The organism is Mycobacterium nebraskense (assembly GCF_002102255.1).
Taxonomy (GTDB): Bacteria; Actinomycetota; Actinomycetes; order Mycobacteriales; family Mycobacteriaceae; genus Mycobacterium; species Mycobacterium nebraskense.
In genome coordinates this window covers 74,390-87,821 of sequence record NZ_LQPH01000150.1, presented here as the reverse complement: position 1 = coordinate 87,821, position 13,432 = coordinate 74,390, and the positions used below count along the sequence as shown (strand labels likewise).

At 68.8% G+C, this 13,432-nt stretch carries 17 protein-coding genes; 10 read left to right on the top strand and 7 right to left on the bottom strand.

The window, feature by feature from the left end:
- Positions 1–174 precede the first annotated feature (174 nt).
- Both AWC17_RS21605 and AWC17_RS21600 read left to right on the top strand, forming a co-directional pair.
- Positions 175–1,671: a DEAD/DEAH box helicase gene (locus AWC17_RS21605; protein ID WP_085165080.1), complete on the top strand. Its 1,497-nt coding sequence runs from the start codon at positions 175–177 to the stop codon at positions 1,669–1,671.
- A gap of 15 nt (positions 1,672–1,686) precedes the next feature.
- Positions 1,687–2,907 (top strand): Rv3212 family protein, encoded by a 1,221-nt coding sequence (locus AWC17_RS21600; RefSeq protein WP_047322026.1) that lies wholly within the window; start codon positions 1,687–1,689, stop codon positions 2,905–2,907.
- A gap of 85 nt (positions 2,908–2,992) precedes the next feature.
- Here the strand turns inward: AWC17_RS21600 and AWC17_RS21595 are convergent, their stop codons facing one another.
- Entirely contained in the window at positions 2,993–3,793 is an 801-nt protein-coding gene (locus AWC17_RS21595) for a ParA family protein (protein WP_046187194.1), read from the bottom strand.
- Between the two features lie 129 nt (positions 3,794–3,922).
- Between AWC17_RS21595 and AWC17_RS21590 the strand changes: the two genes are divergently transcribed.
- Genes AWC17_RS21590 through AWC17_RS21580 form a run of 3 tightly spaced genes read left to right on the top strand, consistent with a single transcriptional unit; the run spans position 3,923 to position 6,101 of the window.
- Positions 3,923–4,534 carry an acid phosphatase gene (locus AWC17_RS21590; RefSeq protein ID WP_046187193.1) on the top strand — a complete coding sequence of 204 codons (612 nt, stop codon included), beginning with the start codon at positions 3,923–3,925 and terminating at the stop codon, positions 4,532–4,534.
- Positions 4,531–5,628 carry an isochorismate synthase gene (locus AWC17_RS21585; protein ID WP_047322024.1) on the top strand — a complete coding sequence of 366 codons (1,098 nt, stop codon included), beginning with the start codon at positions 4,531–4,533 and terminating at the stop codon, positions 5,626–5,628. Before AWC17_RS21590 ends, AWC17_RS21585 begins: the two co-directional genes overlap by 4 nt.
- Positions 5,625–6,101 carry a GNAT family N-acetyltransferase gene (locus AWC17_RS21580; RefSeq protein ID WP_046185530.1) on the top strand — a complete coding sequence of 159 codons (477 nt, stop codon included), beginning with the start codon at positions 5,625–5,627 and terminating at the stop codon, positions 6,099–6,101. Before AWC17_RS21585 ends, AWC17_RS21580 begins: the two co-directional genes overlap by 4 nt.
- Here AWC17_RS21580 and AWC17_RS21575 read toward each other — a convergent pair.
- A complete protein-coding gene (locus tag AWC17_RS21575) occupies positions 6,053–6,436 on the bottom strand; it encodes a hypothetical protein (protein WP_046185529.1) in 384 nt (127 codons plus the stop codon). The genes AWC17_RS21580 and AWC17_RS21575 overlap by 49 nt on opposite strands.
- 146 nt (positions 6,437–6,582) lie before the next feature.
- Between AWC17_RS21575 and AWC17_RS21570 the strand changes: the two genes are divergently transcribed.
- Both AWC17_RS21570 and whiB1 read left to right on the top strand, forming a co-directional pair.
- Entirely contained in the window at positions 6,583–7,554 is a 972-nt protein-coding gene (locus AWC17_RS21570) for a diacylglycerol/lipid kinase family protein (protein ID WP_047322023.1), read from the top strand.
- Positions 7,555–7,835: 281 nt separating this feature from the next.
- Positions 7,836–8,090 carry a transcriptional regulator WhiB1 gene (whiB1, locus tag AWC17_RS21565; protein ID WP_007168139.1) on the top strand — a complete coding sequence of 85 codons (255 nt, stop codon included), beginning with the start codon at positions 7,836–7,838 and terminating at the stop codon, positions 8,088–8,090.
- A gap of 59 nt (positions 8,091–8,149) precedes the next feature.
- Here the strand turns inward: whiB1 and AWC17_RS21560 are convergent, their stop codons facing one another.
- Positions 8,150–9,649 carry a sensor histidine kinase gene (locus tag AWC17_RS21560; RefSeq protein ID WP_046185527.1) on the bottom strand — a complete coding sequence of 500 codons (1,500 nt, stop codon included), beginning with the start codon at positions 9,647–9,649 and terminating at the stop codon, positions 8,150–8,152.
- A gap of 49 nt (positions 9,650–9,698) precedes the next feature.
- Positions 9,699–9,914, bottom strand: a complete 216-nt coding sequence (locus AWC17_RS21555; protein WP_046185533.1) for a biotin/lipoyl-binding carrier protein — start codon at positions 9,912–9,914, stop codon at positions 9,699–9,701.
- 206 nt (positions 9,915–10,120) lie between these two features.
- Between AWC17_RS21555 and AWC17_RS34235 the strand changes: the two genes are divergently transcribed.
- On the top strand, positions 10,121–10,195 hold the full coding sequence (locus tag AWC17_RS34235; RefSeq protein WP_141224718.1) for a 50S ribosomal protein bL37: 75 nt from the start codon (positions 10,121–10,123) through the stop codon (positions 10,193–10,195).
- Positions 10,196–10,201: 6 nt separating this feature from the next.
- On the opposite strand, the gene rsrA is transcribed toward AWC17_RS34235, so the two are convergent.
- Positions 10,202–10,504 carry a mycothiol system anti-sigma-R factor gene (gene rsrA / locus AWC17_RS21550; protein WP_046185526.1) on the bottom strand — a complete coding sequence of 101 codons (303 nt, stop codon included), beginning with the start codon at positions 10,502–10,504 and terminating at the stop codon, positions 10,202–10,204.
- Complete coding sequence (locus AWC17_RS21545) at positions 10,501–11,148, bottom strand: sigma-70 family RNA polymerase sigma factor (protein WP_167385615.1); 648 nt, start codon at positions 11,146–11,148, stop codon at positions 10,501–10,503. The genes rsrA and AWC17_RS21545 overlap by 4 nt, the downstream gene beginning before the upstream one ends.
- 304 nt (positions 11,149–11,452) lie before the next feature.
- Here AWC17_RS21545 and AWC17_RS21540 point away from each other — a divergent pair, with 304 nt between their 5' ends.
- Both AWC17_RS21540 and AWC17_RS21535 read left to right on the top strand, forming a co-directional pair.
- A complete protein-coding gene (locus AWC17_RS21540; protein ID WP_046185525.1) occupies positions 11,453–12,301 on the top strand; it encodes an SDR family oxidoreductase in 849 nt (282 codons plus the stop codon).
- 88 nt (positions 12,302–12,389) lie between these two features.
- The gene (locus AWC17_RS21535) at positions 12,390–12,641 is read left to right on the top strand and encodes a hypothetical protein (RefSeq protein ID WP_046185524.1); all 252 of its coding nucleotides are present in this window, start codon (positions 12,390–12,392) and stop codon (positions 12,639–12,641) included.
- A gap of 4 nt (positions 12,642–12,645) precedes the next feature.
- Here AWC17_RS21535 and AWC17_RS21530 read toward each other — a convergent pair whose 3' ends face one another.
- Positions 12,646–13,410: an SOS response-associated peptidase gene (locus AWC17_RS21530; RefSeq protein WP_046185523.1), complete on the bottom strand. Its 765-nt coding sequence runs from the start codon at positions 13,408–13,410 to the stop codon at positions 12,646–12,648.
- Between the last annotated feature and the right edge of the window lie 22 nt (positions 13,411–13,432).

The window sequence follows — 13,432 nt, the reverse complement described above, 5'->3', positions numbered from 1 at the left end:
GTATTGCTTTCCAAGCAGCTATCGGCGAAATGTGCGTGCACAGCTGGCCCGCCCAGATTGAGCAGGGGCCGGCAACTCGGCGACGTATTCGGAGTCGGAACTCGTGCGCGCTTGACCGCGACAGAGAAACACCGACACAAACCGATACGTCACCGAAAGGCTTACTACCCACGCATGAGCACACTCACCAGCACAACTGAATTGACTTTTGCCAACCTCGGCGTTCGCGACGAAATCGTCCGTGCCCTCACGGAAAAGGGCATCGAACGCCCGTTCGCGATCCAAGAACTGACCATGCCGCTGGCGCTCGCCGGCGACGATGTGATCGGCCAGGCCCGCACCGGCATGGGCAAGACCCTCGCCTTCGGCGTGCCGCTGCTGAACCGCATCACGTCCGGAGTCGGCGTGCGGGCGCTCACCGGTGCCCCCCGCGCCCTGGTCGTGGTGCCCACCCGCGAGCTGTGCATGCAGGTCACCGAAGACCTGGCCGCCGCGGCCAAGTACCTCACCGCCGACGAGGGCCGGCGTCTGTCCGTCGTCTCGATCTATGGCGGGCGGCCCTACGAGCCACAAATCGAGGCGCTGCAGGCCGGCGCCGACGTCGTGGTCGGCACCCCCGGCCGGCTGCTCGACCTGGCCCAGCAGGGCCACCTGCAGCTGGGCGGGCTGTCCATGCTGGTGCTCGACGAGGCCGACGAGATGCTCGACCTGGGCTTCCTGCCCGACATCGAGCGCATCCTGCGTCAAATCCCCGAAGACCGGCAATCCATGCTGTTCTCGGCGACCATGCCGGGCCCGATCATCACGCTGGCCCGCACCTTCATGAATCAGCCCACCCACATCCGGGCGGAGGCACCGCACTCGGCCGCCACGCACGACACCACCGAGCAGTTCGCCTATCGCGCCCACGCGTTGGACAAGGTCGAGATGGTCAGCCGGATACTGCAGGCCGAGGGCCGCGGCGCGACGATGATCTTCACCCGCACCAAGCGCACCGCGCAGAAGGTCGCCGACGACCTCGCCGAGCGCGGCTTCAAGGTCGGCGCCGTCCACGGCGATCTGGGTCAGATCGCCCGGGAGAAGGCGCTCAAGGCGTTCCGCAACGGCGACATCGACGTGCTGGTGGCCACCGACGTCGCCGCCCGCGGCATCGACATCGACGACATCACCCACGTCATCAACTACCAGATCCCTGAGGACGAACAGGCCTACGTACACCGGATCGGCCGCACCGGTCGCGCCGGTAAGACCGGTATCGCGGTCACCCTGGTCGACTGGGACGAGCTGCCCCGCTGGACCATGATCGACAAGGCGCTGGGCCTGAACACCCCCGACCCGGCCGAGACGTACTCGAACTCGCCGCACCTCTACGAAGAGCTGGGCATCCCCGCCGAGGCGAGCGGCACCATCGGCACGCCCAAGAAGCCACAGGGCCAGCGCCCCAAGACCGAGCGTGACGGCCAGAAGGCGGAACGGTCCGAGCGTGCTCGCTCCGGTGCGCCGCGGCGGCGCACCCGCGGCGGCCAACCCGCCACCGGACACCCCGGCGGGAATGCCGCGACCGGCGCCACCAAAGGTGAATCCGCCGCCGAGGCGACCGGTAACACCGGAACGAGCCCGCGCCGCCGTCGGCGCCGCAAGCCCGCCGAAGCCGGCGCGCACGCCGACTGAGCCGCGCGCCCACGGATGGTCAGACCCGAACGCCGGACCAAGGGCGACCTCTTGGCCGCCCTGGCGATCGCGGTCGTGGTCGGCGCAGTCGCCTCACTGATCTGGTGGACCAGCGACGCCCGCGCCACCATCAGCCGGCCGGCCGCCGTTCCGGCGCCCAACCCGACCCCGGCCCGACAGGTACCGGCCACGCTCAAGGAGCTGTGGACCGCGGCCAGTCCGGCCACCACCGCACCCGTGGCGGTCGGCGGGACGGTCGTCACCGGCGACGGCCGCCGAGTCGACGGACGCGACCCCGGCTCGGGGCAGTCCCGCTGGAGCTACGAACGCGGTAGCGACCTGTGCGGGGTCTCCTGGATCTACCACTACGCCGTCGCCGTATACCGGGACGACCGCGGGTGCGGGCAGGCGAGCACGCTCGACGGGTCCACGGGTAGCCGCGGGCCCGCCCGCAGCGGCTACGCCGACCCGCACGTGCAGCTGTCCTCCGACGGCACCACGGTGTTGTCGGCCGGCGACACCCGGCTGGAACTCTGGCGCTCGGACATGGTCCGGATGGTGGCCTACGGCGAGACCGACGCCCGGGTGAAGCCCTCGGCTCGCGGGCTGCACTCCGGCTGCAAGCTGGTCTCGGCGGCGGCCAGCTCGTCGGCGGTATCGGTGCTCGAGGCCTGCGCGAACCAGGCTGACCTGCGGCTCGTGCTGCTGCGGCCGGGCAAGGATGACGACGAACCACAGCAACGCATCGTGTCCGAACCCGGGATCACGGCGGACTCGGGTGCCCGGGTGCTGGCCGTCTGGGAGAGCAACACCGCGGTGTACCTGCCGTCACCGCGGCCCCGGGTCGAGGTGGTCGATGAGACCGGCACCGCGGTGTCGAGCGTCCTGCTGCCCAAACCGCCGTCGACCCCTGGGGCGGTTTCGCACGCGGGCAGCCTGATCACCTGGTGGACCGGCGATTCCGTCATGGTTTTCGAGACGCCCAACCTGACGCTGCGCTACACCATCGCCGCCGGCGACACGACCGCCCCGTTGGGGCCGGGCGCCATGATGGCGGGCCGCCTCCTGGTCCCGGTCAGCGGCGCGATCGGGGTCTACGACCCGGTCAGCGGCGCCAACGAGCGCTACATCCCGGTGAACCGGGCGCCGGGCACGCCCGGACGGGCGGTGGTCCCGGCCGTCGCGGGATCCCGGGTGTTCGAGCAGCGCGGCGACACCGTCGTGGGCCTGGGCTGACGTCGCGTGGGCGCTCAGGGCGGCGACACGCCGACTGGCCGCACCGCCACGGCACACTCAATGCCGTGACCGCACACTCGAACCGCTAGACCTCGACGGCGAACGTCGGCAGCGGCTTGCCGGTCTTCCAATGCTTGAGCAACGCCTTCGCCAGCTCGCCGTAGGCCAACGCGCCCTTGTTCTTGCGCCCCGCCATCACGGACGAGCCCGAGGCGCTGGCCTCGGCGAAACGGACGGTGCGCGGGATCGGCGGGGCCAGCACCGGCATGTTGTAGCGGTCGGCGACGTCCAGCAACACGTCGCGGGTGTGGGTGGTCCGCGAGTCGTACAGCGTCGGCAAGGCGCCCAGCAGCCGCAGGTCCGGGTTGGTGATCTGCTGGACATCGGCGACCGTGCGCAGGAACTGGCCGACACCGCGGTGCGCGAGTGTCTCGCACTGCAGCGGCACGATCACCTCGTCGGCGGCGGTCAGCCCGTTGAGGGTGAGCACGCCCAGCGACGGCGGGCAGTCGATGATGACCACGTCGAAATCGTCGGAGAGCTTGGCCAGCGCGCGTTTGAGCGCGTATTCGCGGCCGGCGCGCATCAGCAGCATCGCCTCGGCTCCCGCCAGGTCGATGTTGGCCGGCAGCAGGGTCATTCCCTCCATCGTCGAGACCAACGCGGCGTTGGGCTCGACGTCACCGAGCAGCACCTCGTGCACCGACACCGGGAGTTTGTCGGGATCCTGGCCGAGCGAGAAGGTCAAGCAGCCCTGCGGATCGAGGTCGACCAGCAGCACCCGTTGACCCTCGTCCACCATCGCCGCGCCCAGCGACGCGACCGTCGTCGTCTTGGCGACGCCGCCCTTCTGGTTGGCCACCGCCAATACCCGGGTCTTAGCCATAGGCGCGGCTCTCCCCTCTGCGTCGTCGCCATGGGTCAACAGTGCCCATCCTGGCACGTTCGCTCGCCGCGCGCTGCGGGCAGTGACTCCAGCGGGCGCTGGCATGTCCATCCGGCAGAATCGGTCGATATGGGCTTGCACAACCATCGCCTGGTCCTACTCCGTCACGGCGAGACCGAGTGGTCGAAATCCGGCCAGCACACGGGCCGAACCGACCTCGAGCTCACCGACACCGGCCGTGTTCAGGCCGAGCTCGCGGGCCGCGTTCTGCGTGAGCTGAACCTCGCCGACCCGTTGGTGATCAGCAGCCCGCGCATACGCGCCCTGACCACGGCCAAGCTGGCCGGGCTCGCCGTCGACGAGGTCTCTCCCCTGCTCGCCGAGTGGGATTACGGTTCCTACGAGGGGTTGACGACCCCGCAGATCCAGGAATTGGTCCCCGATTGGCTGGTGTGGACGCACGGATGCCCCGGCGGCGAGAGCGTGGAGCAGGTCAGCGACCGTGCCGATCGAGCCGTCGCATTCGCGCTGGAGCAGATGAGCTCGCGCGACGTGGTGTTCGTGGGGCACAGCCACTTTTCCCGGTCGGTCATCACGCGCTGGGTGGAGCTGCCCCTGGTCGAGGGCAGCCGCTTCTGGATGCTGGCCGGCTCCGTTGCCGTGTGCGGTTTCGAACATGGCGTGCGGCAGCTCGCTGCGCTCGGATTGACCAGCCAGCCCCAGGCGATCAAACCCGGGTGAACACCGAACCGCCGTTCGCGCTGTGCGGACCGAAGCAAACCCTGGTCGCCGACGGGGTGCGGGAGCGCTACCGCGACGTGGCAGCGGCGCAGGACGCGCTGCGTTCGGGTTCGGCCCCGATAGTGTTGGGCGCGTTGCCATTTGACGTGGACCGGCCCCCGGCGCTGCTCGCGCCCGACGCGGTGCGCCGCACCGACGGGCCACCGGACTGGCCCACCGGCCCGCTGCCGCCGGTGCGTATCGCCGCCGCCGACCCGCCGCCGGCCGACTACCGCCGCCGGATCAGCCGGGCCCTCGATCAGCTGACCGCTCCCGACAGCCTGCTGAGCAAGGTGGTGCTGTCCCGCGCGCTGCGGCTCGTCGCCGACGCCCCCCTGGACGGACGCATCATCCTGCGCCGGCTCATCGCCGCGGACCCGGCCACATACGGCTATCTCGTCGACCTGACCGGCGCCGGCGACGACTACGCCGGCGTGGCGCTGGTGGGCGCCAGCCCCGAACTTCTGGTGGCGCGCACCGGGGACCGGGTCACCTGCCGGCCGTTCGCCGGTTCGGCGCCCCGCGCCGCCGACCCGGAAGCCGACGCCGCCAGCGGCGCCGGGCTGGCCGGATCGGCCAAGGACCGGCACGAGCATCAGTTGGTCATCGAGACCATCCGGGCCGCCCTGGAGCCGCTGTGCGACGAGCTGACGATCGCCGCCGAGCCCGAGTTGAGCCGCACCGCGGCGGTGTGGCATCTGTGCACACCGATCAGCGGCCACCTGCGCGATACATCAACCACCGCAATCGATTTAGCGCTGGCGCTGCATCCCACCCCGGCGGTCGGGGGGGTGCCGACCAAGGCCGCGATCGAGCTCATCGCCGAGCTGGAAGGCGACCGTGGGTTCTACGCGGGGGCGGTGGGTTGGTGCGACGCGCGCGGCGACGGCCACTGGGTGGTGTCCATCCGCTGTGCGCAGCTGTCGGCTGACCGCCGCACCGCGCTCGCCCGCTCCGGTGGCGGTATCGTCGCCGAATCCGACCCCGATGAGGAAGTCGCGGAAACCACAACGAAATTCGCCACGATCCTCAACGCGCTGGATGTCGAGCAATGACCATTCGCCGCGCCGCGCCCGAGGACACCGCCGCGATCACCGCAATGATTCACGCACTGGCCGAATACGAACACGCCGCAGATCAATGTACGGTCATCGAAAAGCAAATTGCCGCAGCGCTTTTCGGTGCCACCCCGACCGTGTACGGACACGTCGCGGAAGTCGACGGCGAGATCGCCGCGATGGCGTTGTGGTTCCTCAACTTCTCCACGTGGGACGGCGTGGCGGGCATCTACCTCGAAGACCTGTTCGTGCGGACGGGATTTCGCCGCCGCGGCCTGGCCCGCGCACTGCTGGCGGCGCTGGCGGCCGAATGCCTCGACAAGGGCTACACGCGATTGTCCTGGGCCGTGCTGAACTGGAACGCCGATGCCATCACGCTGTACGACGGCGTCGGCGGCGAACCGCAGCGCGAGTGGACCACCTATCGACTGTCCGGGCCCCGGTTGGCCGAGCTGGCGGAGTCGCGCTGATCGCCGCCGGCGGCCCAACGCACGCCCGCGGGGCTGAAGAGCAACCCCACCACGGCCAGCGCCACAACGGCCGCGGGAATCCCGAAGCCGGGCCGGTGCGAGTCGACCGTCAGGTACCACGCCACCGGCAGTAACAGCAGCTGGGTGATCACGGCCGGTCCGCGCCCCCAGCGCTTGCCGAGCGTGAGCGCGCGTCCGGCGGCCAGCACCACCGCCCCGACCAGGACGAAAAAGACCGCCGTGCCCAGGCCGTTGACCACGCGCTGGTCGGCCCCGGCGATGCCCCGCACCACCAGCACCGCCGCCATGACCAGCGCGGCCACCCCCTGCACCATCACGAGGAGCCCGGCGCCGCGTACGGCGGCCGGGGCGGCCCCCGGGTTGCGACGGAAAACTGTCACCCGCGTCAGCGTAGTCACCCCCGCTGGCGGGGCAGTTCCCCACAGCGCGGCCTTAACCGGCCCGCATAAGCTCGTGCCTCATGCGCGCCGTGCTGATCGTGAACCCCACAGCCACCTCCACCACCCCGGCCGGCCGCGACCTGCTGGCGCACGCGCTCAAGAGCCGCCTGCAGCTCACCGTCGAACACACCAACCACCGCGGTCACGGCGCGGAACTCGCGGAGAAGGCGGTCGCGGACGGCGTCGACCTGGTCGTGGTGCACGGCGGCGACGGCACGGTGAGCGGGGTGGTCAACGGCCTGCTCGGCCGTCCCGGTGCGGCTTCGGGGCCCACCGGCCCGGTGCCGGCGGTCGCGGTGGTCCCCGGCGGTTCGGCGAACGTGCTGGCGCGGTCGCTGGGGATCTCGCGGGACCCGGTGGCCGCCACCAACCAGCTCATCCAGCTGCTCGACGACTACCGCCGCCACCACACCTGGCGCCGCATCGGCCTGATCGACTGCGGTGAGCGGTGGGCGGTGTTCAACACTGGGATGGGGGTCGACGCGGAGGTGGTCGCCGCCGTCGAGGCCGAACGCGACAAGGGCGGCAAGGTCACCGCGTGGCGCTACATTCGCGCGGCCGTACCCGCCGTGTGGGGCTACACGCGCCGCGAACCGATGCTCCAGCTCGAACTGCCCGGCCGCGAACCCATCCCGGGGGTGAGCTTCGTGTTCGTCTCCAACTCCAGCCCCTGGACGTTCGCCAACGACCGGCCGGTCTGGACCAATCCCGGCTGCACCTTCGAGTCAGGGCTGGGAGTGTTCGCACCCACCAGCATGAAAACGATCCCCACCCTGCGGATCGTGCGGCAGATGTTCGCCAAACGGCCCAAGTTCGAGTTCGACCACCTCATCACCGAGGACGACGTGCCCTGCTTGCGCGTCACCTCGACCGGGGGCCCGGTCGCCTGCCAGTTCGACGGGGATTACCTCGGCGTGCGCGAAAGTATGACGTTCAAGGCGGTACCCGACGCACTGGCGGTGGTCGCGCCTCCCCGGAAAGATCCGCTCTGAGCTGCGGAAACGAAGCGCCCGGGGGCCAGGCGGCGAAAACTCTCCCCGAGATCGGCCCGTCAGTGTAGTACAACGGAGTAATGGCCCGACTACTGAACGATCAAAGTGAGATTGCCCACGAGCTAACTCACGCTATTGACATCTGTTGGGCCTGTGAAACGATCAAAAGGTTGCATGCAGAAATTTAGATAGGGGTACGGACCCTTTTCTTGTGCACGCGTTAACAGCCGAAGAAAATTGGCCGTGCGCCTTGCTGCGCACTCAGTGAGGAGTAACAACTTATGGATTGGCGCCACAAGGCGGTCTGTCGCGACGAGGACCCGGAGCTGTTCTTCCCGGTAGGGAACAGCGGCCCGGCGCTCGCGCAGATCGCTGACGCGAAACTGGTCTGCAATCGGTGCCCGGTGACCACGGACTGCCTCTCCTGGGCCCTGAATACCGGCCAGGACTCGGGCGTCTGGGGCGGCATGAGCGAAGACGAGCGGCGCGCACTCAAGCGTCGCAACGCCCGGACGAAGGCCCGTAGCGGAGTCTGACTCAGTTAGAGCCAACAGTGCGGCCTCGACGAAAGTCGGGGCCGCACTGTTGTGTACGCCTACAACACCAGTCGGGCTCGCCGACCGATCGGCACCCGCAACACTACGTCGGTGCCGCGTGCAGGAGCTTCGCGCATGCCCAGCGTGCCGTCGAGTTCCGCCGACACCAACGTCCGCACGATCTGCAGACCGAGGCTGTCGGACGTCTCCAGGCTGAAGCCTTCCGGCAACCCGCGGCCGTCGTCGTGGACGACGACGTCGAGCCAGCGCGCCGAACGCTCGGCGCGGATGGTCACCGATCCCTCTTCGACCGCAGGGTCGAATGCATGCTCGATCGCGTTCTGAACCAGTTCGGTGATCACCATGATCAGGGCCGTCGCCCGGTCGGAGTCCAGCACGCCCAGATCGCCGACCCGGTTGATCCGGATCGGCCGGTCCACCGACGCCACGTCGTTCATGATCGGCAGGATCCGGTCGATGACCTCGTCGAGGTTCACCTGCTCGTCGACCGACATCGACAGCGCGTCGTGCACCAACGCGATCGACGACACCCGGCGCACCGACTCGATCAGGGCTTCGCGCCCTTCGGCGTTGACCGTCCGGCGGGCCTGCAGGCGCAGCAGCGCCGCCACCGTTTGCAGGTTGTTCTTCACCCGGTGGTGGATTTCGCGGATCGTGGCGTCCTTCGAGATCAGGGCCCGGTCGCGGCGCTTGACCTCGGTGACGTCGCGAATCAGCACCGCGGCACCGGCGCTGGCGCCGTCGACCACCAACGGCAGTGTCCGCAGCAGCACGGTGGCGCCGCCGGCGTCGACCTCCATCCGCATGCTCTTCCCGCCGGCCAGCAAGTCGAGCACGTGCTCGGCCAGCTCCTGCGCCTCGAACGGGTCGGAGATCAGCGGGCGCGTCACCTTGACCAGGTTGCGGCCCTCCAGCTCGGTCGTCAGGCCCATCCGGTGGTAGGCCGACACCGCGTTGGGGCTGGCGTAGGCGACGACGCCGTTCACGTCCAACCGGATGAAGCCGTCGCCCGCCCGGGGGGTGGAGCGGGACATGACCACGTCCCCCACGTCGGGAAAGGTACCGTCGGCGAGCATGTGAACGAGATCGCCGGCGCAGTCCCGGTATGCCATCTCCAGCTGGCCGGACGCGCGGTCGGCCGCGACGGCGGTTTGATGCCGGGTGAGCACGGCCACCACCTGGCCGCCATACCGCACCGGGGAGGCCTCGACGTGCGGGCCGGGCAGCAACGAATCCTCTTGGCCCGCATCGTAATCCCGCTGGGCGGTGCCGGAGTCGAAGGTCTCGGCGACGAGCGCGAGCCGGTCGGCGCCGACGACACTGCCCACCGAGTCGGTGAGCAGCACCGTGGGCGCGGTGTTCGGCCGGCACTGCGCCACACACACCAACATGCCGTCGTCGCGGCGAACCCACATCAGGTAGTCGGCGAACGACAGGTCCGCCAGCAGCTGCCACTCCCCCACCACCGCGTGCAGGTGGTCCACCGCGTTGCCCGGCAGCACGGTGTGTTCGGCAAGCAGATCACCGAGAGTCGACATCACTCACTCCCCGGGCCATCCCCCGGCAGCAGACAGGGCGGTCCAACGGCTAGCTGATCACGGCAATCAGGTCGCCCGCCTGGATGACATCGCCCACCGAGACGCTCACCTTGCTGATGGTGCCGTCGACCTCGGCCAAGACGGGGATCTCCATCTTCATCGACTCCAGCAGCACCACGATGTCGCCTTTGCCGATCTGGTCACCCTCGTTCACTACGACTTCGAGCACGCTGGCCACGATCTCGGCGCGCACATCCTCGGCCATCTTCACCCCACTCATTTCGGCCATTGCGCAGGCTGGCTGCTGGTCCATCTAGCTTCCGTCAGGCTCACGTACATCGAACCACAGGACTGCTCGGGACCGCGGCGCACGGGCCGTTGTCGCAGCGCCCGACTTCCGTGAGAGACTGTGCGGCAGGCTGACGGGCGCCGGACGCCCGGATCAAAGACCAATCAACGGAGGTTCGACCGATGGCCAAACGGGGCCGTAAGAAGCGCGACCGCAAGCACAAGAAAGCCAACCACGGCAAGCGGCCCAACGCCTGAGGACCGCTACTGCGTACCCCGGATGATGGTGGTCCGGCGGATCTCCAGCCGTAGCCGCTCCTTCAGGCCTTCGGGGGCCCTCTCCCCTTGGCACTTGGTGGCGATCAACGCCTTGATCCGCTCCTCGAGGCCGTAATGCTTGAAGCACCCGGGGCACGCCTCGAGGTGGCGGCGCAGCTGGTCCCGGGACTCCGGCGTGCATTCGCCGTCGAGCAGGAGCCAGACCTGGCGGATCACCTCGGCGCAGCCGACGGCGCCGTGATCGTCGTCGTTGGGGCACGTGTCGCTGGAGCCGGAGAATTCGCTCATGACGACACCTCCTCGTGCGCCTGGTGGCCGCGGTTGAAGCCCCGCTCCTTAGCCACGTCAGCCAACAGCCCACGCAGCTGACGCCTGCCGCGGTGCAGCCGTGACATTACCGTCCCGATGGGCGTATCCATGATCTCGGCGATCTCCTTATAAGGGAAACCCTCGACATCGGCGTAGTAGACCGCCATCCGGAATTCTTCCGGCAACGCCTGCAGCGCTTCCTTGATCTCGTTGTCGGGCAGCGCCTCGAGCGCCTCGACCTCGGCCGAGCGCAGCCCGGTGGACGAGTGCTCGGCGTTGGACGCCAGCTGCCAGTCGGTGATCTCTTCGGTCGGATACTCGACCGGTTGGCGCTGCCTCTTGCGGTAGCTGTTGATGTAGGTGTTGGTCAGGATCCGGTACAGCCACGCCTTGAGGTTGGTGCCGGCCCGAAAGGAACGAAAGCCCGCGTAGGCCTTCACCATCGTCTCTTGCAGCAGGTCTTCCGCGTCGGCGGGATTGCGCGTCATGCGCAGCGCACCGCCGTAGAGCTGGTCCAGCAGGGGAATCGCGTCGCGCTCGAACCGCGCCATCAGCTCCGCGTCGGTCTCCGGCGGGGCGGGATCGGGAATCTCCTGTGCTGTCGCGCCGTCAGTGTCGGCCATCTCGATTACCCCGGTCCCTTCTGCTGCGGTGTCGCCGGACAGCGCTGAAAGCGCCACCGGGCTTGCAAGAAAGCAAGCCAGCTGCTCGGCACCCATTGGACTGTCCAACAGGCTCGTCGCCGCTGACACCAAACCGCTCCTCCCAATCTAGAGGCTGCCACCGACAGTGTCTGCCCGGGTGCGCCCACGTCACTTCAGAGACCGATTGTTCTAACAGCGGTGACCGACGTGCTATTTCCCGGCGGAATCCATGGCCGCCCGTCCCCCGATCCGGCCCGTCGCGGCAGGACGTTAATGTGGCGCCATGTCCCTGAACGGCAAGACCATGTTCATCTCCGGCGCCAGTCGCGGTATCGGCCTGGCGATCGCCAAACGTGCGGCACAAGACGGCGCCAACATCGCCCTGATCGCCAAGACCGCCGAGCCGCACCCGAAGCTGCCGGGCACGGTGTACACCGCCGCCAAGGAACTCGAGGAGGCGGGCGGCCAGGCCCTGCCGATCGTCGGGGACGTCCGCGACCCGGAGTCCGTCGAGTCCGCGGTGGCCAAGACCGTCGAGCAGTTCGGCGGCATCGACATCTGCGTCAACAACGCGTCGGCGATCAACTTGGGGTCCATCACCGAGGTGCCGATGAAGCGGTTCGACCTGATGAACGGCATCCAGGTGCGCGGCACCTACGCCGTGTCGCAGGCCTGCATCCCGCACCTGAAGGCCGCGCAGAACCCGCACATCCTGACGCTTTCACCGCCCGTGCTGCTCGGCAAGGAGTGGCTGAAGCCGACCGCGTACATGATGGCCAAATTCGGCATGACGCTGTGCGCGCTGGGAATCGCCGAGGAGATGCGCGAGGCGGGCATCGCGTCGAACACGTTGTGGCCGCGCACGCTGGTGGCCACCGCCGCGGTACAGAACCTGCTCGGCGGCGACGAGGCGATGGGACGCGCCCGCAAGCCGGAGGTGTACTCCGACGCGGCGTACGTCATCCTCAACAAGCCCTCCCGCGAGTACACCGGCAACACCCTGCTGTGCGAGGACGTGCTGGTGGAGTCCGGCGTCACCGATCTGTCGGTCTACAACTGCGTGCCGGGTGGGCAGCTCGGCGTCGACTTCTGGGTGGACGGCGTGAACCCGCCGGGGTACTCCGGTCCGTAGCGGCGGTACCTTGCCGCCTGCATCCGCGCGGGCGTAAGGCCGTGGCGAAAACCGGGCCGATTTCTCGCCGTGGCGTTACGCTCGCGCCATGAAGACGAAGCGATCCCGCGGCGCGACGATTGTCGCCGCCGGTGTGCTGGCTTTCTCCGGGTTGATGACCACCGGTGTGGGCATCGGCCACGCCGACACGATCCAAACCGAGGGCAACTACCCGACTCGGGCGGCCTGCCAGGACGCCGGCCCGGGCGTGAAGGCCTCGACGCCGGGTAATTGGAACAACTTCTGGTGCGTCCCGGATCGCAACGTCAACGGCAACTGGAAGTTGGTTCTCAGCAACTGACGCGCTAAAGCAAAGTCGCCTGTTCGGACTCCGGGCTGGCCGGCTCGAGTAGCTGCGGCCCATTGTTGCGCACGTTGTTGACCAGCGTCGACACCTCGCGCATCCGAATGCCGCGCACGTCGGGCGAGCGGCTGAGCAGCTTTTCATCGACGGGGGCGTCCGGGTCCAGCCAGCGGTCCCAATCCCGCTCGGGCACCACCAACGGCATCCGGTCGTGGATCTCGCCCAGCTCGCCGGGCGCGTCGGTGGTGATGATCGTGCAACTCAACAGCGGCGCACCGTCCTTCGCCGGTTTCCACACCGACCACAGCCCCGCCATGAACAGCGGCTCGCCGTCCTCGCGGTACATGAAGAACGGTGTCTTGCGGGACTTCTTGCCGGCGGCTGCGTCGGCGTTGACACGCCATTCGTAGTAGCCGTCCATCGGGATCAGGCACCGCTTCGATTTGGCGCTCGACCGGAACGCGGGCGAGGTGGTGACCTTGTCCGCGCGGGCGTTGATCAGCATGGGGCCCTTGGTCTCGGGCGCCCCGTCGTCGCCGGCCTTGGCCCAGGGGGGCACCAGGCCCCAGCGCATCAGCCGCACCCGGCGGGTGGGCTGGTCGTCGGGGTCGGTGTGCCGGCTCACGACGGTCGCGATGGTCGAGGTGGGGGCCACGTTGTAGTTGGGCGCCCCGGCAGTTTCGGAGGCGCCCGTCGCCTCGTCGATCGCCTGGATCTTCTGGGCCAATTGCGCCGGATCGGTGGTGACCGCAAACCGTCCACACATAACTCCCATGGTGGCAGAGCCA